This is a genomic window from Neisseria sp. HMSC061H08 (genome assembly GCF_001836795.1).
Classification (GTDB): Bacteria; Pseudomonadota; Gammaproteobacteria; order Burkholderiales; family Neisseriaceae; genus Neisseria; species Neisseria subflava_A.
Genome location: NZ_KV830583.1, coordinates 69,367 through 88,388, shown reverse-complemented (window position 1 = coordinate 88,388; position 19,022 = coordinate 69,367). Strand labels below are relative to the sequence as shown.

The 19,022-nt window shown below is 53.7% G+C and carries 15 protein-coding genes, 1 tRNA gene, 1 pseudogene and 1 riboswitch; of the genes and pseudogenes, 8 read left to right on the top strand and 9 right to left on the bottom strand.

Annotated features, from left to right (window positions below):
• Window positions 1-149: pseudogene (locus tag HMPREF2675_RS11300) on the bottom strand (IS5/IS1182 family transposase); the annotation flags it as partial.
• A gap of 435 nt (window positions 150-584) precedes the next feature.
• Here HMPREF2675_RS11300 and HMPREF2675_RS08960 point away from each other — a divergent pair.
• The 5 genes from HMPREF2675_RS08960 to waaA all read left to right on the top strand — a co-directional run bounded on the left by HMPREF2675_RS08960 (window position 585) and on the right by waaA (window position 5,540).
• Window positions 585-1,700, top strand: a complete 1,116-nt coding sequence (locus HMPREF2675_RS08960) for an ABC transporter substrate-binding protein (protein ID WP_070814770.1) — start codon at window positions 585-587, stop codon at window positions 1,698-1,700.
• Between the two features lie 117 nt (window positions 1,701-1,817).
• Entirely contained in the window at window positions 1,818-2,864 is a 1,047-nt protein-coding gene (locus tag HMPREF2675_RS08955; RefSeq protein WP_049332949.1) for a FecCD family ABC transporter permease, read from the top strand.
• A gap of 10 nt (window positions 2,865-2,874) precedes the next feature.
• Entirely contained in the window at window positions 2,875-3,639 is a 765-nt protein-coding gene (locus HMPREF2675_RS08950; RefSeq protein WP_070814769.1) for an ABC transporter ATP-binding protein, read from the top strand.
• A gap of 68 nt (window positions 3,640-3,707) precedes the next feature.
• Window positions 3,708-4,139 (top strand): plastocyanin/azurin family copper-binding protein, encoded by a 432-nt coding sequence (locus tag HMPREF2675_RS08945; RefSeq protein ID WP_070814768.1) that lies wholly within the window; start codon window positions 3,708-3,710, stop codon window positions 4,137-4,139.
• 138 nt (window positions 4,140-4,277) lie between these two features.
• Window positions 4,278-5,540, top strand: coding sequence for a lipid IV(A) 3-deoxy-D-manno-octulosonic acid transferase (gene waaA / locus HMPREF2675_RS08940; RefSeq protein WP_070814767.1), 1,263 nt, complete (start codon window positions 4,278-4,280; stop codon window positions 5,538-5,540).
• Between the two features lie 346 nt (window positions 5,541-5,886).
• Here the strand turns inward: waaA and HMPREF2675_RS08935 are convergent, their stop codons facing one another.
• Window positions 5,887-7,896, bottom strand: a complete 2,010-nt coding sequence (locus HMPREF2675_RS08935) for an OPT family oligopeptide transporter (RefSeq protein WP_070814766.1) — start codon at window positions 7,894-7,896, stop codon at window positions 5,887-5,889.
• Window positions 7,897-8,144: 248 nt separating this feature from the next.
• Between HMPREF2675_RS08935 and HMPREF2675_RS08930 the strand changes: the two genes are divergently transcribed.
• Window positions 8,145-9,149 (top strand): quinone-dependent dihydroorotate dehydrogenase, encoded by a 1,005-nt coding sequence (locus HMPREF2675_RS08930; protein ID WP_070814765.1) that lies wholly within the window; start codon window positions 8,145-8,147, stop codon window positions 9,147-9,149.
• 56 nt (window positions 9,150-9,205) lie between these two features.
• Here HMPREF2675_RS08930 and rnhB read toward each other — a convergent pair whose 3' ends face one another.
• Window positions 9,206-9,799 carry a ribonuclease HII gene (gene rnhB / locus HMPREF2675_RS08925; RefSeq protein WP_070814773.1) on the bottom strand — a complete coding sequence of 198 codons (594 nt, stop codon included), beginning with the start codon at window positions 9,797-9,799 and terminating at the stop codon, window positions 9,206-9,208.
• Between the two features lie 154 nt (window positions 9,800-9,953).
• Between rnhB and HMPREF2675_RS08920 the strand changes: the two genes are divergently transcribed.
• Window positions 9,954-11,090 carry an FUSC family protein gene (locus HMPREF2675_RS08920; RefSeq protein ID WP_070814764.1) on the top strand — a complete coding sequence of 379 codons (1,137 nt, stop codon included), beginning with the start codon at window positions 9,954-9,956 and terminating at the stop codon, window positions 11,088-11,090.
• Window positions 11,091-11,268: 178 nt separating this feature from the next.
• On the opposite strand, the gene HMPREF2675_RS08915 is transcribed toward HMPREF2675_RS08920, so the two are convergent.
• Window positions 11,269-11,345 (bottom strand) — tRNA-Met (locus HMPREF2675_RS08915).
• A 111-nt stretch (window positions 11,346-11,456) separates the two neighbouring features.
• Window positions 11,457-11,556: riboswitch (TPP riboswitch) on the top strand.
• 94 nt (window positions 11,557-11,650) lie between these two features.
• On the opposite strand from HMPREF2675_RS08915, the gene thiC reads away from it, so the two are divergent.
• Window positions 11,651-13,540 carry a phosphomethylpyrimidine synthase ThiC gene (gene thiC / locus HMPREF2675_RS08910; RefSeq protein WP_070814763.1) on the top strand — a complete coding sequence of 630 codons (1,890 nt, stop codon included), beginning with the start codon at window positions 11,651-11,653 and terminating at the stop codon, window positions 13,538-13,540.
• Between the two features lie 91 nt (window positions 13,541-13,631).
• Here the strand turns inward: thiC and murJ are convergent, their stop codons facing one another.
• The 5 genes from murJ to lpxD form a co-directional block, all read right to left on the bottom strand.
• Window positions 13,632-15,170, bottom strand: a complete 1,539-nt coding sequence (murJ, locus tag HMPREF2675_RS08905; RefSeq protein ID WP_070814762.1) for a murein biosynthesis integral membrane protein MurJ — start codon at window positions 15,168-15,170, stop codon at window positions 13,632-13,634.
• 9 nt (window positions 15,171-15,179) lie between these two features.
• Complete coding sequence (lpxB, locus tag HMPREF2675_RS08900; RefSeq protein ID WP_070814761.1) at window positions 15,180-16,355, bottom strand: lipid-A-disaccharide synthase; 1,176 nt, start codon at window positions 16,353-16,355, stop codon at window positions 15,180-15,182.
• A gap of 159 nt (window positions 16,356-16,514) precedes the next feature.
• The gene (lpxA, locus tag HMPREF2675_RS08895; protein ID WP_003681706.1) at window positions 16,515-17,291 is read right to left on the bottom strand and encodes an acyl-ACP--UDP-N-acetylglucosamine O-acyltransferase; all 777 of its coding nucleotides are present in this window, start codon (window positions 17,289-17,291) and stop codon (window positions 16,515-16,517) included.
• Between the two features lie 74 nt (window positions 17,292-17,365).
• Entirely contained in the window at window positions 17,366-17,815 is a 450-nt protein-coding gene (gene fabZ, locus HMPREF2675_RS08890; protein WP_003681704.1) for a 3-hydroxyacyl-ACP dehydratase FabZ, read from the bottom strand.
• A gap of 73 nt (window positions 17,816-17,888) precedes the next feature.
• On the bottom strand, window positions 17,889-18,929 hold the full coding sequence (gene lpxD / locus HMPREF2675_RS08885; RefSeq protein WP_070584396.1) for a UDP-3-O-(3-hydroxymyristoyl)glucosamine N-acyltransferase: 1,041 nt from the start codon (window positions 18,927-18,929) through the stop codon (window positions 17,889-17,891).
• Window positions 18,930-19,022: the final 93 nt, after the last annotated feature.

Sequence of the window (19,022 nt, the reverse complement as noted above, 5' to 3'; positions counted from 1 at the left end):
CGGTGGTCTCGAAGGTAACGGGTTCTTTGACGGTTCAGGTATTGTTCAATCGGCTGCCAATCAATCACCTGATCCAACTTCAATAGTGGGAAGCGGTCGATGTGTTTGGCGATCATGGCTTGTGCGGGTTGCTGGGAGAAGGTGCTCATGGAAAATCCCCTAAATGTCTTGGTGGGAATTTAGGGGATTTTGGGGAATTTTGCAAAGGTCTCAGGCCGTCTGAAAAATATAGGGCGCAAGTGAAATAAAACTTTTATGCCTCCACCAAAGGCCGTCTGAACCCTGATTGCAAGGTTTCAGACGGCCTGCTTATTCAACCGAATACCTTTTATTTTTTTGCAATAAAAAACCCTTTACCGATCCATTCCAGCTACTGCCCACTATGGTTTTAGGTACACCATATCATTCCTTTTTACTAGGTCTTCAGTACACCCAAGCCCTATATAAACACTATCCCTTCGTTTTAATGATGAAACTTTTTATTTCGAAATATATCTACTCACTCGTTTACTTGAAAAAAGATTCAATACCTTGTAAATTTATAAAATAATAGTAATTATCATCATATTTTAAAGGAATAATTCATGAGATTTACGCAACTTTCTGCTTTGATTGCCGCCGCCGCTTTATCAGTCGGCTCCGTATCCGCTTTTGCCAAACCCGTTCAGCTGACCGATATCCTCGGCCGTAAGGTAACTGTCGACCTGCCTGCCAAGCGCGTGGTGTTGGGCTTCTACTACCAAGACTACATGGCCATCGGCGGCAAAACCGCGCTGGACAACGTCGTTGGTTTTTCCAAAGCAGTTTGGGCCGACTGGGCGCCGCCAAGCTGGGCGGCATTCAGCAAAGCCGTGCCTAAACTGAATCAGCTGACCGACGTGGGCGAAGTGGAAGTCGGCACTTTTTCGATTGAGAAAGTATTGGCGCTGAAACCTGATTTGCTGGTTTTGGCCGAATGGCAATACAAGGCTTTGGGTTCCGATCTCGACCGCATCAACAAGGCCGGCATCCCCATCGTCGTGTTGGACTACAACGCGCAAACAGTGGCCAAACACGTTCAATCGACCAAACTCATCGGTACATTGACCGGCCAGCAGCAAAAAGCCGACAAACTGGCGGCAGACTACAAACGCATCGCCGACACCATCCAAGCGCGCGTGCAAAAAGCCAACCTGCCCAAGCCTAAAGTCTATATCGAGTTCGGCAACAAAGGCCCTGCCGAACACAGCGTTACCTTCGGCAAGAGCATGTGGGGTTCGATGGCGACACTGGTCGGCGGCAACAATATCGCCGCTTCTTCGGTCGAATTCTACGGCCCGATCAATCCTGAAAAAGTCCTCGCCGCCAAACCCGACGTGATCGTGATTACCGGCCGCGAAACCGAATTGAAGAAAAACCCTGCCGCCATGGTGATGGGCTGGGGCATTCCAAAAGCCGAAGCGGAAAAACGCTTGGCAGGCTTTGCCAAACGCGCCGGCTGGGCAAACCTGCCTGTGATTAAAAACAACCGCCTCTATGCCGCCTACCACGCCAACTCGCGCACGCTGTCCGACAGCGCATCGATTCAGTTTATGGCCAAAGCGATTTATCCGCAGTTGTTTAAGGATTTCAACCCTGAGAAGACCTATATGGACTTCTACCGCCAAAACCTGCCTGTTGTACCAAATGGTACGTTCTACCTCTATCCGAAAGGACAGTAAGGTAATTTAGATTTTCAGACGGCCTTTTAAATCGGAAGGCCGTCTGAAATTTTTGCGGAAGAAAAAGGCAAACCTGTTTCTCCCCTTTCACAACACTCTTTTTTAAAGGTTTGAAACATGAATGATTCGGTTGTCGCCGAGATTGTGAAAAACCAGCGCAAGTTGGAAGGCAAGCGTTGGTTGATTGTGTTGATGTTTTTAGTCATCGCGGCGGTCAGTTTCCTATTCGACATCGCCACCGGCCCTGCGATGACGGACACGCTGCCCGTCGGCGAAGTGGTCAATGTTTTGCTGGGCAAACCTGAAGTCGATGAAATGAACCGCCTGATTGTGATGGATTTGCGCCTGCCGATTGCGGTGATGGCCTTGGTGGTCGGCGCGGCTTTAGGTGTCGGAGGTGCGGAGATTCAGACGTTGTTGAATAACCCGATGGCCAGCCCTTATACGCTGGGCTTGGCGGCGGCGGCGGGTTTGGGCGCGTCGGCGGTGATTGCGTTCGGCGGTTTCGGGCTGCCTGAAACGGTCGCCGTTCCCATCGGCGCGTTTGTGATGACCATGCTGGCTTCGGGCATCTTGTTTCTGTTTGCCTCGGCGCGCCGCTTCAATTCGGCGATGTTGGTGTTGGTGGGGATTGCGCTGTTGTTCCTGTTTCAGTCGATTTTGTCGCTGATTCAATTTATCGCCGCGCCTGAGATTTCGCAGCAGATTCTGTTTTGGCTGTTCGGCAGCCTGACCAAGGCGACTTGGGAAACAGTCATCGTTACGGCGGCGGTTACGGCGGTATGCGTGTTTCTGCTTTCGCGCGATGTGTGGAAGCTGACTGCGCTGCGCTTGGGCGAAGAACGCGCCGTCGGGCTGGGCATCAATCTGCAATTTTTGCGCCTGAAAACGCTGGTGTTGGTGGCGGTAATGACGGCGACGGCGATCAGTTTTGTCGGCGTGATCGGCTTTATCGGCTTGGTCGCGCCGCATGTGGCGCGGATTCTTTTGGGCGAAGACCAACGTTTCTTCCTGCCCGGCGCGATGCTGGCGGGGGCGGCGTTTTTGTCGGTAGCGAGCGTGTTGTCCAAGGTGATTATCCCGGGCGCGCTGTTTCCGGTGGGGATTGTTACGTCGTTTGTCGGCGTGCCGTTCTTCTTCTGGATTGTATTAACGAAACGATAGGCCGTCTGAAATGTTGAAACTTGAAAACGTACATATCCGGCGCGGCGATTATGTGGTCGCCGACAATATCGATTTGACGCTGGAACAAGGCAAAGTCTATTCCGTGCTCGGCCCGAACGGCACGGGCAAATCCTCACTGATGAAAACGATTTTCGGCGAAGTGGCGCACAAAGGCGCTATCCGCTACGGCGACGAAGTGTTGAGCAAAATCCACCTGCAAAGCTGGCGCAAACGCATAGGCTATATGCCGCAGGACACCGCCGCCGAAGCCTCGCTGACCGCGCTGGAAGTCGTGTTGCTCGGCCGCATGGACGCGCTGCACATGCACGTCGGCGACGAACTGCTGCACGAAGCCGCAGGTATCATGGCAGAACTGGGTATCGGCCATCTGGCGCACCGCGACGTCATGCGCCTTTCCGGCGGACAGCGGCAGCTCGTCATGTTTGCCCAAGTCATGCTGCGCCGTCCCGAAATCCTGATGCTGGACGAACCGGTCAGCGCGCTGGATATGCACCATCAGCTCAATCTTTTGGAGCGCGTGGTGCAATACACGCACGAACACAATCTGGTTACGCTGATGGTCTTGCACGATTTGAGCCTCGCCGCGCAATTTTCAGACGGCGTGATTCTGCTCGGCGAAGGCAAAGTACAGGCGCAGGGCGCGCCGCAGGACGTGTTGCAGGCGGACATGATCGGCAGATTGTACAAAGTGGACATCGAGCTTTTGTACGACAGCAAAGGCCTGCCCGTTATCCGCCCGATGCGGCAATCCTAGCTTGGGAATCCGCCACCAAGAAACCAGCCACGCAATCATTTTATACTCTTCACAAAAAGGACTTTCCCATGAAAAAATCCCTCTTCCTCCTCATGCTGACCGCTTCCCTAAGCGCATACGCCGCCAACCACGAAATCAAAATGCTCGACAACGGCAAAGACGGCAGCATGGTGTTCGAGCCCGGCTACGTCAACGCCAAAGTCGGCGACACTGTTACCTTCAAAGCTGCCAACAGCGGCCACTGGGTACAAAGCAAAGCCCTGCCCGACGGCGTTGCCGACTTCCTTTCCGAAGACGGCAAAGACTTCACCCTCAAGCTCGACAAAGAAGGCGTGTATGTCTATACCTGCCCGCCGCACCGCATGATGAACATGAGCGGCGTGATTCAGGTCGGCAAACCGGTGAACAAAGCCAAAGCACAAGCCGTTGTCGATGAAATGGAAAACCGCGCCATGCAAAGCAAAGGCCGTCTGAAAAAATACATGGCGCAAGTGAAATAAACGCGTTTATACCTGTATTAAAGGCCGTCTGAAACCTTTCAGACGGCCTGTTTCCTTTGCGTAAAACACGCATCAAAGCTATATCTTCCGTTTCAGTTTCCGATAAAATAAGCCTATTCCGACACAAGACCCGTAAGCATGATACGCCGCCTTTACGCCACGCTGTGGCACCTCGCCCCCTTCCTGATCCGCCGCCACCTGCGCCGCCGCGCCCTCAAATCCCCAGCCTATCTCGAACATTGGGACGAGCGTTTCGGGCAGGCGTATCCCAATCCCGTACAACGCCCGATTTGGATACACGCCGTATCCGTCGGCGAAACGCGTGCAGCCGAACCTTTGGTGCAGGCATTACGCCGCCATTTTCCCGACTCGCCGTTTCTGATTACCCAAATGACGCCGACCGGCCGCGCCACCGCGCAATCCCTGTTCCCCGATGCGCAATGCCGTTACCTGCCCTACGACAAATCCGAATGGGTAGCCCGATTTTTAACCGAACACCACCCCATCTGCGGCATTTTGATGGAAACCGAAATCTGGCCCAACCTGATGTACGGCTGCAAAGAAGCAGGCATTCCCCTCTTTTTGGCCAACGCACGCCTCTCCGAAAAATCCCAACGCGGCTACCTCAAAATCCGCAAGCTGGTCGAGCCTGCTATGCAGAGCCTCTCCGGCTGCTTTGCCCAAACCGCCGCCGATGCCGAACGCCTGCACCTTATCGGCGCATCCAACGTCCACGTCTGCGGCAACACCAAATACGACATCGCGCCCCCCGACGACTCACGCCCGCTTGCCGTCGCATTTAAAGAACGCATCGGCGCACGAGCCGTCGTCGTCTGCGCCAGCACGCGCGTGTACAAAGGCACAGACGAAGCCGAGCTGCTCCTCAAAGCATGGCAGAGCTACCGCGGCAATGCCTTGCTGGTCATCGTACCGCGCCACCCTGAAAACTTTCAGACGGCCTACGATACCGCCAAATCGCTTGGTTATACCGTCCAAAAACGCAGCGACGGACAACCCGTTTCCCCCGATACACAGGTTTGGATAGGCGACAGCATGGGCGAGCTTGCCGCCTACTACCTCAGCGCAGACATTGCCTTCGTCGGCGGCAGCCTCGTTGATGCCGGCTGCCAAAACATCATCGAACCCATCTCCTGCCGCGTCCCCACCCTCTTCGGCTACTCCAACTACAACTTCGCCCAAGCCTGCAAAGGCGCAGTCGAAGCCAAAGCCGCCGTCCGCGTCGAAACTGCCGAAGCCTGGTACAGAACCACGCGCCAATACCTCGACGATGAAACGCTGCGCCAACAGTTAATCAGCCACACCGAGCAATTCATTTCGCAACACCAAGGCGCCAGTGCCAAAATTGCCAAAGCGATTGCAGATTGTTTGAATCAGCGTTAAACAATAAAAAACCGCCTGTTCATGACAAACAGGCGGAAACTGAAAAACAGTTTTTTGTTTTCAGCCGTTTAATTGACTAAGAGCAGGAACAGGGTTAAGATAATCCTAACGACTGTTCGCAGTCTCAGCCATGAACGACCTTTCGGCTTGGTTCGTTTCATGTTGAAACTCTCCTTTCTAGGGAGGTTCAAATAAAACAGCCCCACTGCCATGGGGCTGTTTCACTACCTAGCCCCACGATAATTATACCCAAACTTCTTAAAATCATTCCAAACAAATTTCCATAAAAAGGCCGTCTGAACCCCAATTTTTTGGGTTTCAGACGGCCTTTTCTCAATCTACAAACTTAACGTCCTGCTTTCAACACGCGGCGTGCAAACACGAACATACCGAAAACAAAAAACGCCAAGCCCAGCCATTTGGCGGCCGTATCCCAGTTTTCCAGGTTCAGGGCCAAAGGCGCATCCGAACCGCCGTTGGTTACGGAGAAGGCAATGATAAACGCCATAATCACACCGATCAGACTCTCGCCGACAATCAAACCGGCGGAGAACAGCGTACCGATACGCTCCGCATTTTTCAGACGGCCTTCACGGTTTTCTTGACGGCGGACGATGACGGATTTCAACACAGCCGCCAATATCGCGCCGATCACAATCGGCATATTCACAGACGGCGGCAGGTAAATGCCCATGCCCACGGCCAATACCGGCAAAGCACGCTTGCCGCCGGAGGATTTGCGCAATGTGAAATCAACCGCGATCAACGCCACGCCGATGGCCACGCCGGTGAAAATATAATCCCATTGCAGATTGTGCGAGAAAATACCTTGGGCGATGGTGGTCATCAAAGTTGCCTGAGGCGCGGCAAGGGCTTGGGCCGCATCCATGCCTTCACGCGGCATCGCGCCGGTAAAGCCGTAGGCTTCATACAAAAGCTCCAACACAGGCGAAATCACCACTGCACCGACAACGCAGCCGACAATCAGCGCAACCTGCTGTTTCCAAGGCGTTGCTTTTACTAGATAACCCGTTTTCAAATCCTGCAGGTTGTCATTGGAAATCGAAGCCACACAAATCACAGACGCGCCGCAAAACAGCGTCAACGCCAGCAGGAATTTGCGGTTTGCCTCATCCGCCATCAAGCCGCCGGATTCGCCGACCAGCAGCAACACCAGCGAAATGATAACGATAGAGACGATGCCCACACCCGAGATCGGGCTGGAAGACGAACCGACCAAACCGGCCATATAACCACAAGCAGCGGCCACCAAAAAGCCGATAATCGAAGCCAGCAGCGTACATACGACCACCAACAGCCAAGCCAAACCGCCGGAAATATGCGAGTCGCCGATAAAGTGGAAGAAAGATACGCCCAACACCAGCATCATCCCCAACACCCAAGCAATCATCGCCTTAGGCGACAAATCCTGTTCCGTGCGCTCGGTCATCTGCGCGCCGCCGAAATTGCGGAAAGACAGGCGCATACCCTCGACCATCGGTTTCATCAAAGTCAACAGCGTCCAAATAGCTGCAATACCGATCGTACCCGCGCCGATAAAACGGACTTTTTCCTTCCACAAAGACATCGCAAAAGGAATCATCTCCATATCGGCAGGTTGCGGAATATGCGCCGACAGATAAGGCACGGCCACACCCCAGGCAATCGAAATACCCAGTAAAATCGCGATACCGCCGGTCAGGCCGACCAAATAGCCCGCGCCCAGCAAGGCCAGCGAAAAGCCCATTGGCACTTGGAACACCGACGCGCCGCCTTTAAACCAAAAGCTCGCGCTGTCGGCCACCACGCGCAAACCGCTTGCGCAAAAGCTCATCAAACCGGCCAGAGCGCCGCCCGACACCAATTCCTTGATACCGCTGCCGCCTTCCTGTTGGTCCGCATCATGGTCGCCGACCTTCAAAATCTCAGCCGCCGCCACGCCTTCCGGATAAGGCAAATCGCTCTTCACCACCATCGCATAACGCAAAGGCACAGTGAAAATCACGCCCAAAATACCGCCGGACATACACAGCAGCGTAGTCTGCCAAAACGGAAAGCCCGCCCAATAACCGGCCATCAGCAAACCCGGCAAGATAAAAATAATACTGGAGAGCGTCCCCGCGGCCGAAGCCTGGGTCTGCACCATATTATTTTCCAGAATATTGCTGCCTTTAAAAAACTTCAAAACCGCCATCGAAATCACCGCAGCCGGAATCGAAGACGCAAAAGTCAAGCCCACCTTCAAGCCCAAATACACATTGGATGCCGTAAAAATCACCGTAATCAACGCGCCGAGTATCATCCCCCGCAGCGTCAGCTCACGGAAACTCGCATAAGGATCAACCGCCTGTTTCATAAAAATCTTCCTGTATCAGGTAAACAATCAAATCAAAACTTTTCAGACGGCCTTCTGATACATCCATCAGGCCGTCTGAAAAGCCTCTCTTTTACCATTTTAATGAACTATCCGATTACACGCAAAAGCCCTATTTATTTTCATTTGACGCCAAACCATAAAATCATATCGATACAGACGTTTGGGGCAGTTTGACGGTTTCAGGTAAAATAACGCCAAATTCATCAACCGTTCAGAAAGCCGCCGCCATGTATTCACTCGTCCGTCCTATCCTGTTCCGTTTCGATGCAGAAAAGGCCCATCATTTCACGCTCAACAGTTTGCGTTCTATCGAAAAACTCGGCCTGCTGCCCAAAGTGGACAGCCACACTCGGCCAACCGAGCTGATGGGTTTGCAGCTGCCCAATCCGGTCGGCTTGGCGGCAGGTTTGGACAAAAACGGCGAGTGTATCGATGCGTTTGCCGCTTTGGGTTTCGGCTTTGTCGAAATCGGCACGGTAACGCCCAAGCCGCAGCCGGGCAATCCGCAGCCGCGCCTTTTCCGCGTTCCCGAACACCAAGGCATCATCAACCGTATGGGGTTCAACAACCACGGCATCGACGCGATGATCCGCAACATTGAAAACAGCCGCTTTAAAGGCATTTTGGGCATCAACATCGGTAAAAATGCCGTTACGCCGATTGAAAATGCGGCCGACGATTATCTGATTTGTTTGGAAAAAGCCTACGCCCACGCGAGCTACATCACGGTCAATATTTCCTCCCCCAATACGAAAAACCTGCGTGCTTTGCAGGGCGGCGACGAGTTGAGCGCCTTGTTGGAAGCCTTGAAAAACAAACAGGCGCAACTGGCGGCCGCGCATGGCAAATATGTGCCGCTGGCGGTCAAAATCGCGCCGGATTTGGGCGAAGCGCAAATCGACGACATCGCCCATGTGGTCAAATCTGTGGAAATAGACGGTATCATCGCCACCAACACAACCATCGACAAATCAAGCTTGGGCAGCCATCCGCTCGCAGGCAAACAAGGCGGCTTGAGTGGCTTGCCCGTACGCGAGAAAAGCAATCAGGTGTTGAAACTTTTGGCGGAACGCATTGACGGCAAGCTGCCGATTATCGGCGTCGGCGGCATTATGAACGGCGCGGACGCGGCAGAAAAAATCCGCTTGGGTGCCAGTGCGGTTCAGGTGTACAGCGGTTTGATTTATCGCGGCCCTGAGTTGATTAAAGAGTGTTTGGCTGCGTTGAAATAATACTTTTCCAAAAATAAGGCCGTCTGAAATCTTTCAGACGGCCTTTTGATGTGCTTTCATTCTTCAAACAGATTGCCTTGTGCCAATAAGGTTTTGACCGGTGCGAAATCGCGGCGGTGTTCCGGCAATACGCCGTATTGTTTCAACGCGGCCAAATGTTGCGCCGTGCCGTAGCCTTTGTGCCGGTCAAACCCATATTGCGGATAGCGTTTCGCCAATTCATACATTTCTGCATCACGCGCGGTTTTGGCCAAAACCGAAGCGGCAGAGATTTCAATAATTTTGCTGTCGCCTTTGACCACGGCTTCGGCAGGGACATTCAAATCTTTCGGCACGCGGTTGCCGTCTATCCACACTTTGTCGGGCACGACCGACAGCCCCTCGACTGCGCGCTTCATCGCGGCCATGGTTGCGTGCAGGATGTTCAGTTGCAGGATTTCGTCGGGGTCGGCAAAAGCAATGCTCCACGCAACAGCCTGTTCCTTAATCATCTGCGCCAATATATCGCGCTTTTTTTCGCTCAGTTTTTTTGAATCGGTCAAACCCGGCAGGTCAAAATGTTCCGGCAAAATCACTGCCGCCGCAAATACGCTGCCGACCAAAGGGCCGCGCCCCGCTTCGTCCACGCCTGCGCTTAAAACCGTCGCCATTTCTTCACCGCCTGTCTGCTTCAAAGCCGTCATTATATCCGCTTGCGGCAGATAAAATCCGCAATAGTTCAAACCGTTGGGGAGCAGTTCAAATTTCATCTGCTTTACCAATCAGTTATAATTTACATCCCCACATACCCATACGTCTTACAACATGCCTGCCCAATCCGAACGCATCCATTTTTCCGAACGCTGGCTCAACGCCTACGAACGCTACCGCTATCGCCGCCATATCCATGCCTTCCGCCTCGGCTTGGCAATCGTGTTCTCCACCCTGTTGGCCAAAGTCTTCCACCTGCAACACGGCGAGTGGATCGGTATGACCGTCTTTGTCGTCCTCGGCATGCTGCAATTCCAAGGCGCGATTTACTCCAAAGCAGTCGAACGCATGCTCGGCACGGCCATCGGTTTGGGCGTCGGGTTGGCCGTTTTATGGTTGAACCAACATTATTTGCAAGACGGCGTTTTCTTCTATCTGATTATCGGTGCCGCCAGCGCAGTGGCCGGTTGGTCTGCGGTCGGCAAAAACGGCTATGTCGCCATGCTTGCGGGTTTGACCATGTGCATGCTCATCGGCGACAGCAGCCACCACTGGCTCGACAGCGGCCTGATGCGCGCCATGAACGTTTTGATTGGTGCCGCCATCGCCATTGCCGCCGCCAAACTCCTGCCCCTGCGCTCCACCCTGATGTGGCGCTTCATGCTTGCCGACAACCTCACCGACTGCGCCAAAATGATTGCCGAAATCAGCAACGGCAAACGCATGACGCGTGAGCGTTTGGAACAAAACATGATTAAAATGCGCCAAATCAACGCCCGTATGGTCAAAAGCCGCAGTCATCTGGCCGCCACATCCGGTGAAAGCCACATCAGCAACAATATGATGGAAGCCATGCAGCATGCCCACCGCAAAATCGTCAACACCACCGAGCTGCTCCTGACCACCGCTGCCAAACTTCGCGCGCCCACGCTCAACGAAAGCGAAATCCGCCTGCTCGACCGCCATTTCAACCAACTCCAACGCGAGCTTCGGCTGACCGTCCGCCTCATCAAAGGCCATTACGCCCGCCGCATCCGCATCGATACTTCGCTCAATACCGAACTAAGCAAACCAGCCGCCCGCCTGCATTACGACTGGCAAGGCTTCCTTTGGCTCAGTACCAATATGCGTAACGAAATCGCCGCATTGGTGATCCTGTTGCAACGTTCGCGCAATAAATGGTTGGACAAAAAAGAATTGCAACGCCTGAAAGAATACCTGCGCAACGATACCGATCCGGAGCAACAATAGGCCGTCTGAAAAACACAAATTCAAAATAAAAGACAAAAACGAATTAGCCACCGATGTCATCGACCAATAAAAAAGGCCGTCTGAAACCCAATGGTTCAGACGGCCTTTCAATCAATCCAATCAACAATAAATGCTACATAAAGCAAAATCCCCTGCGATTGCAGGGGATTTTTATATTTGGTTGCGGGAGCAGGATTCGAACCTACGACCTTCGGGTTATGAGCCCGACGAGCTACCATGCTGCTCCATCCCGCGTCAGAAGTTGTAACTATACGGAAAGACAGAGTCGCTGTCAAGCGTTTTTGACAGAAAATGCGAAAAACGCCGCTTTACAAAAAACCATCCGCATGGTTTAATTTTTCGTTAATAAAGAAACAGGGGTGCTGCTTTCAAACCGAGCGGCTGAGAAATACCCTTTACACCCGAACAGGATAATACCTGCGTGGGGAGTTTCGGCAAATGTGTTTTTAGACGGTTGATTGAAGATATCCACAAGGCCGTCTGAAAAAAAGCAATGCTCCTGTTTCCATTTCATAACCGAAAAACAGGAGCAATTTTTTATGACTACCGCTAAAAAAACCGGCGATGAGGCGCGCCGTCTTTCCGACTTGAGCGAAGACATCGGCATCCGCTTCCAATATCCCAATTCCGACCGCGTCTATATCCCAGGCAGCCGCGCCGACATCCGTGTGCCTTTGCGCGAAATCCGTCAAGACGACACCTACACAGCACAAGGTACGGAAACCAATCCGCCGATTCCGGTGTACGACACCAGCGGCGCATACGGCGATCCGGCAGCACACATCGACCTGAAACAAGGGCTGCCGCACGTCCGCACCGCATGGCTGGATGAACGCAGCGATACCGAAATCCTGCCCAAGCTTTCCAGCGAATACGGCACCGAACGCGCACACGATCCGAAAACCGCCCATCTTCGCTTCAACCAAATCACCCGTCCGCGCCGCGCCGAAGCCGGCCGCAATGTAACCCAGCTCCACTACGCCCGCCAAGGCATCATTACGCCCGAAATGGAGTTTGTCGCCATACGCGAACGCATGAAGCTGGACGAACTTTTCAGACGGCCTGAATACGCCAAGCTCTTGAAACAACACGCAGGGCAAAGTTTCGGCGCGAATATCCCGACTCATCCCGACCAAATCACGCCCGAATTCGTGCGCCAAGAAATCGCCGCCGGACGCGCGATTATCCCTGCCAACATCAACCATCCCGAACTCGAACCGATGATTATCGGCCGCAACTTCCGTGTCAAAATCAACGGCAACTTGGGCAACTCCGCCGTCACTTCCAGCCTGACCGAAGAAGTCGAAAAAATGGTGTGGTCGCTGCGTTGGGGCGCGGACACGATTATGGACTTATCCACAGGCGCGCACATCCATGAAACGCGCGAATGGATTATCCGTAATGCGCCCGTCCCCATCGGCACGGTGCCTATTTACCAGGCTTTGGAAAAAACTGGCGGCATCGCCGAAGACCTGACTTGGGATTTGGTGCGCGACACCTTAATCGAGCAGGCGGAACAAGGCGTAGACTATTTTACCCTGCACGCAGGCGTATTGCTGCGTTATGTACCGATGACGGCCGACCGCCTCACAGGCATCGTATCGCGCGGCGGTTCCATCATGGCGAAATGGTGCCTTGCCCATCATCAGGAAAACTTCCTCTACACACATTTCGACGAAATCTGCGAAATCATGAAAGCCTACGACGTGTCGTTCAGCCTCGGCGACGGCCTTCGGCCCGGCTGCATTGCCGATGCCAACGACGAATCCCAATTTGCCGAGCTGCACACCTTGGGCGAATTGACCGCCAAAGCGTGGGAACACGACGTCCAAGTCATGATTGAAGGTCCGGGCCATGTACCGTTGCAACGCGTGAAAGAAAACATGACCGAAGAGCTGCAACACTGCTTTGAAGCGCCTTTCTACACCCTCGGCCCGCTCGTTACCGATATCGCCCCCGGTTACGACCACATTACCTCGGGTATAGGCGCGACCAACATCGGCTGGTACGGAACAGCCATGCTCTGCTACGTGACCCCGAAAGAGCATCTCGGCCTGCCCGACAAAGAAGACGTGCGCACCGGCATCATCACCTACAAACTCGCCGCCCACGCCGCCGACCTCGCTAAAGGCTGGCCGGGCGCACAGTTGCGCGACAACGCCCTGAGCAAGGCGCGTTTCGAGTTCCGCTGGCGCGACCAATTCCGCTTAAGCCTCGACCCCGAACGCGCCGAGAGCTTCCACGACGAAACCCTGCCAGCCGAGGGCGCGAAAATCGCCCACTTCTGCTCAATGTGCGGCCCTAAATTCTGCTCGATGAAAATCACGCAGGAAGTGCGCGACTACGCCGACAAGCAAAAAGCCCAACGGCAGGGCATGGAAGAAAAAGCGATTGAGTTCGTCAAAAAAGGAGCGAAGCTTTATAGTTAAAACATAAAACAAGAAAAGGCCGTCTGAAAATGTTTCAGACGGCCTTTTTAGCAAATAGTCTTGAAGCCAAGCACATACGCCCTGCGGCTGCTTATTTTTCTACCCTGCGGAAATGGTGCGGACGGAAGCCGAGCGCGGCGAGGGAAACGAAGTAGAGGCCGCCGCCCAAGGCAATCAGGACGCAGAGTTGGCCTGCTTTTTTAAAGCCGCCGACGTGTACCCATTCAAACGGCAGATAAGATTGCGCCAGCCACAAACCGCCGCCCATGACGACCAAAGAGATGGCCATTTTGACCAAAAACGCAGCCCAACCTTTGCCGGGGCGGTAAATGCTGTGTTTGCGCAAAAGGAAAAACAGCAAGCCTGCATTCAGACACGCGCCTAAACCGATAGCGAGGGACAGGCCGACGTGTTTGAGCGGCGAAATGAAGGCGAGGTTCATCAACTGCGTGCAAATCAGCGTGAAAATAGCGACTTTAACGGGGGTTTTGATGTTTTGACGCGCGTAGAAGCCGGGCGCCAACACTTTAATCATAATCAGACCGATCAAGCCGAAGGAATAGGCAATCAGCGCATATTGGGTCATTTGCGCATCATGCAACGTAAATTCACGGTACATGAACAAGGTCGTAACCAGAGGGAAAGACAACACGGCAAGGCCGACGGCGGCAGGCAGGGTCAGCAGCATGCACAGGCGCAAACCCCAGTCGAGCAGGCCGGAAAACTGCTCGGTATCCTGACTGGCGGCGTGTTTGGACAAGGTGGGCAATAAGATTGTACCGAGTGCTACGCCCAAAACACCGGTCGGCAATTCCATCAGTCGGTCGGCGTAATACATCCATGACACGCTGCCGGACTGCAAAAACGAGGCGAAAATGGTGTTGATAACCAAGGAAATCTGCGCCACGCTCACACCCAAAATAGCCGGCGCCATCTGTTTCATTACGCGGTTGACTGCTGCGTCTTTAAAGCTGAGTTTGGGCATTTTCAAGAAGCCCAGTTTCGCCAACCAAGGCAGTTGGAACACCAGCTGCAACACACCGCCGACAAACACCGCCCACGCCAATGCCATAACAGGCGGATCAAAATACGGTATGAAAAACAGGGAAAAGACGATAAAGGAGATGTTCAAAAATGTCGGCGTAAAGGCGGGAATACCGAATTTATGATAGGAATTGAGTATCGAGCCGACAAAAGAGGATAGTGAAATCAATAAAATATAAGGAAACGTTACCCGCAGCAAGTCGATGGAGAGCTGAAACTTATCGGCTTCTTTGGCAAAACCGGGTGCAGAAACATAAATCACCCACGGAGCGGCAAGTATGCCCAGCGCAGTAACGATGACCAGCACAAACGACAGCATGCCAGCCACATGACGCACAAACGCCTGCGTGGCTTCGGGCGAGCGGGTTTCTTTGTATTCCGCCAAAATCGGTACGAAGGCTTGGGCAAATGCGCCCTCTGCAAACACGCGCCGCAGCAGGTTGGGAAGTTTGAACGCTACAAAAAACGCATCTGTCGCCATGCCTGCACCAAACGCACGGGCAATAATCGTATCGCGCACAAAGCCCAAAATGCGCGACACCATCGTCAGGCTGCCAACCTTGGCCAAGGCTCCCAATAAATTCATGTATTTTCCTTACTTGTCTTTCAGGCCGTCTGAAAATCCGGCTTCCTCCAATACTGCCGCCGCTGCCAATGCCGCCGTATCTTTTTTCAACAGCAGATGCAAGGCGTGGAAATCCTGTTCCAACGCGGCCACGGCTTCAGGGCAGTCATACCAGTCTGCCACGGCCTGCGCCAGTTTTTCAGGGACGGCATCATGTTGCAGCAGCTCGGGAACGGCGGCTTTACCCAACAGAATATTGGGCAAACCGACATGCGGCACTTTGATTTTGTTTTTCACATACGCATAAGTCAGCGGCGAAATTTTGTAGCTAATGACCATAGGCCGCTTGCACAAGGCCACTTCCAAAGTCGCCGTACCGCTGGTGACCAATACCACGTCGGCAGCGGTGCAAACCGTATCCGACTGCTTGTCGGTCAGCGTAATGGGAAGAGCGGCAAATTCAGGCTGCGCCAAAATTTCGCTAATGCGTTTGCGCGTTGCGGCCGTTGCCACAGGCAGTAAAAACCGTGCCTGCGGATAACGTTTCAGCAGCAATAAGGCCGTCTGAAAAAACACCGCCGCCATGTAATCGATTTCGCTCACGCGGCTGCCGGGCAAGATGGCAAACACGGGCACGTCCGCAGGCACGCCCAGCTTCTGCCGCGCCGCCGCCCTATCCGCTTCCACCGGCATGGTTTGCGCCATCGGATGGCCGACAAACTCGGCCTTGCCTCCGGCATCGATATAAAGCTGCGGCTCCATCGGAAACAGGCACAACACGCGGTTGACCTGATGCACGATTTTATTGACCCGCTCGCGCCTCCATGCCCAAACCGACGGGCTGACGTAATGAATGGTATGAATACCTGCCTGCTTGAGTTTTTCCGCCACGCCGAGATTAAAGTCCGGCGCATCGATGCCGATAAACACATCCGGCTTGAGGCGGAGCAAATCGTTCATCAGCCCTTTGCGGATTTTCAAAATCTGCGGTAGGCGTTTGATGACCTCAACAAAACCGCGCACCGCCAGCTTTTCCTGATCGTACAAACTCTCGAAACCCTCCGCCTTCATGCGCTCGCCACCGATGCCGGTAAACCGCGCATTCGGGCAACGCGCCTTAATGGCACGGATTAAGTGTGCGCCGAGCAAGTCGCCGGAAGCTTCGCCGACGCTGATGGCGATAAGGGGGGAGGGATTGGGGTTCATGTTGTTGAGGTTCGGAAGCTAAAAGATTTGGGGGTGGACATTTGTCCACCCGTTTTCAGACGGCATCAGTAGCAAACGGACAGGAAACCTGCCTACTGCGCAGATTTTTGCAATCCAAAGGCCGTCTGAAAAAGTTTCAGACGGCCTTCAATCCATCCATCAACGGATAATGCCGCGTGTGGATTGTGCAAAAAAGTCTTTAAATACCGCCAATTCGCTTTGGGTTTCGGCACGTTTCAGAATGTCTGCCTTGGCCTCTTCAAACGGAATGCCGCGATGGTAAATGGTTTTATACACATCTTTGACAGAGGCAATCTGTTCGGCGGTGAAACCGTTGCGGCGCATACCTTCGCTGTTGAGGCCGGCCGGTTCGGCGCGGTAGCCTGCGGCCATGAAGTACGGCGGTACGTCTTTGTGTACGCCGGCGGCAAACGCGGTCATGGCGTAGTCGCCGATTTGGCAGAATTGGAACACCAGCGTGTAGCCGCCCAAGACGACGTAGTCGCCGATGGTCACATGCCCTGCGAGTGAGGCGTTGTTGGCGAAGATGGTATGGTTGCCGACCACGCAGTCATGGGCGAGGTGGCAGTAGGCCATAATCCAGTTGTCGTCGCCGATACGGGTTTCGCCGATGCCGGTAACCGTACCGAGGTTGAACGTCGTAAATTCGCGGATGGTGTTGCCGTTGCCGATAATCAGCTTGGTCGGCTCGTCGCGGTATTTTTTGTCCTGCGGAATTTCGCCGAGGCTGGCAAATTGGAAAATGCGGTTGTTTTCACCGATGGTCGTATGGCCGTTGATGACGACGTGCGGGCCGATTTCGGTATTCGCACCGATTTGCACATTGGGGCCGATGATGCTGTATGGGCCGACTTTGACGCTGGAGTCGAGTTCGGCTTTAGGGTCGATGACGGCGGTCGGATGGATAAGGGTCATGCTGTCTCCTTGCTGTCTGATACAGGTATTGCCTGCAAGATGCCGTCTGAACGTTCAGACGGCCTGTCCCATTCTTACACCACGCGTTTGGCGCACATAATCACGGCTTCAACGGCAACTTGGCCGTCGACTTTGGCAACGGCGTTGAATTTGCCGATACCGCGTTTGTTGGTCAGCAGCTCGACTTCAAAAACCAGTTGGTCGCCGGGGATGACTTGGCGTTTGAAACGGGCATCGTCGATACCGGCGAAGAAGAAGAATTCGTTTTCTTTGCGGCCGCCTTCGCTGAGGATGGCCAGTGTGCCGCACGCTTGCGCCATGGCTTCGATAATCAACACGCCAGGCATCACGGGCAGGTCGGGAAAGTGGCCTTGGAACTGCGGCTCGTTCATGGTGACGTTTTTAATCGCAGTCAGGGTTTTCATCGGTTCGAACGCAGTAATGCGGTCGAGTTGCAAAAACGGATAACGGTGTGGGATAAGTTTTTGAATGTCTTTGGCTTCGATCGGGAGTTGTACGTCCATGATGTTCGTCTTTCCTTATTTGTATTGGGTTTAAACGTATTCGGATGCGGGGCGCGGACTGTTTGCGCCGCCTTTAGGCTTCGTCGCTGTCGGCAAGCTGTTTTTCCAGCGTTTTGAGGCGTTTGTTCATTTCGCTCAAACGGTGGATATAAACGGCATTGCGCGCCCAGTCTTTGTAGCCCGACATCGGGAAAATACCGGCCAGATGCTGGCCGCTTTCGGTAATGCTGTGGGTAACTGATGTACCGCCGCCGATGGTGGTTTTATCGGCGATTTCGATGTGTCCGACCGTGCCGACGCCGCCGCCGATAATGCAATAATTGCCGATGGTGACGCTGCCGGAAATACCGGTTTTGGCGGCGATAACGGTGTGCGAACCGATTTTGCAGTTGTGGCCGATTTGGACTTGGTTGTCGATTTTGGTGCCGTTGCCGACGGTCGTGTCGCTCATTGCGCCACGGTCGATATTGGTGTTCGAACCGATTTCCACATCATCGCCCAGCGTGACTGCGCCGGTTTGCGGAATTTTAAACCATGAATCGCCGGCGAAGGCTAAGCCGAAACCGTCCGCGCCGATGACGGCGCCGCTGTGGATTTCGACACGGTTGCCCAAAGTGCAGCCGTAATAGATGACGGAGTTGGGATGCAATACGACTTCATCGCCCAACGTGCAATCGTGTTGAACAACGGCATTGGCCAAAATACGGCAGCCTTCGCCCAATACGGTATTCGCGCCGATATAGGCATTCGCGCCGATTTCGCAGCTTGCCGGTACTTTGGCGCTGGCCTCGATAACGGCAGTCGGATGTATGCCGCCCTGTGCTTTGACAATCGGCGAGAACAATCGTGCCACTTTGGCAAAATAAAGATAAGGGTCGGCAGCCACAATCAGGTTGCGGCCCGCAAATTCATCTGCGGCTTTCGGCGACACAATCACTGCGCCTGCTTGGCTGTCGTGTACTTCGGCTTTGTATTTCGGGTTAGCCAAAAAGCTGATGTGTTCTGCCTGCGCCTGATCCAACGGACGGACGGCGGTAATGGCGATGTCTTCGCCTTTCCATTCGCCGCCGAGTTGGGAAACGATTTGGGACAGGGTGTATGCTTGTGAAGTCATGATAATCTGCCGTCAAGATGTCAGGCCGTCTGAAAGATGCCGGTTTGGGTTTCAGACGGCCTTAGGTTTGTCTGTATGGTTACATTCGCTGCC

What these genes read in the sequence shown, in the direction of transcription:
- HMPREF2675_RS08960 (WP_070814770.1), top strand. Translation starts at nt 585, where the DNA reads ATGAGATTTACGCAACTTTCTGCTTTGATTGCCGCCGCCGCTTTATCA.
- HMPREF2675_RS08955 (WP_049332949.1), top strand. Translation starts at nt 1,818, where the DNA reads ATGAATGATTCGGTTGTCGCCGAGATTGTGAAAAACCAGCGCAAGTTG.
- HMPREF2675_RS08950 (WP_070814769.1), top strand. Translation starts at nt 2,875, where the DNA reads ATGTTGAAACTTGAAAACGTACATATCCGGCGCGGCGATTATGTGGTC.
- HMPREF2675_RS08945 (WP_070814768.1), top strand. Translation starts at nt 3,708, where the DNA reads ATGAAAAAATCCCTCTTCCTCCTCATGCTGACCGCTTCCCTAAGCGCA.
- waaA (WP_070814767.1), top strand. Translation starts at nt 4,278, where the DNA reads ATGATACGCCGCCTTTACGCCACGCTGTGGCACCTCGCCCCCTTCCTG.
- HMPREF2675_RS08935 (WP_070814766.1), bottom strand. Translation starts at nt 7,896, where the DNA reads ATGAAACAGGCGGTTGATCCTTATGCGAGTTTCCGTGAGCTGACGCTG.
- HMPREF2675_RS08930 (WP_070814765.1), top strand. Translation starts at nt 8,145, where the DNA reads ATGTATTCACTCGTCCGTCCTATCCTGTTCCGTTTCGATGCAGAAAAG.
- rnhB (WP_070814773.1), bottom strand. Translation starts at nt 9,799, where the DNA reads ATGGCGACGGTTTTAAGCGCAGGCGTGGACGAAGCGGGGCGCGGCCCT.
- HMPREF2675_RS08920 (WP_070814764.1), top strand. Translation starts at nt 9,954, where the DNA reads ATGCCTGCCCAATCCGAACGCATCCATTTTTCCGAACGCTGGCTCAAC.
- thiC (WP_070814763.1), top strand. Translation starts at nt 11,651, where the DNA reads ATGACTACCGCTAAAAAAACCGGCGATGAGGCGCGCCGTCTTTCCGAC.
- murJ (WP_070814762.1), bottom strand. Translation starts at nt 15,170, where the DNA reads ATGAATTTATTGGGAGCCTTGGCCAAGGTTGGCAGCCTGACGATGGTG.
- lpxB (WP_070814761.1), bottom strand. Translation starts at nt 16,355, where the DNA reads ATGAACCCCAATCCCTCCCCCCTTATCGCCATCAGCGTCGGCGAAGCT.
- lpxA (WP_003681706.1), bottom strand. Translation starts at nt 17,291, where the DNA reads ATGACCCTTATCCATCCGACCGCCGTCATCGACCCTAAAGCCGAACTC.
- fabZ (WP_003681704.1), bottom strand. Translation starts at nt 17,815, where the DNA reads ATGGACGTACAACTCCCGATCGAAGCCAAAGACATTCAAAAACTTATC.
- lpxD (WP_070584396.1), bottom strand. Translation starts at nt 18,929, where the DNA reads ATGACTTCACAAGCATACACCCTGTCCCAAATCGTTTCCCAACTCGGC.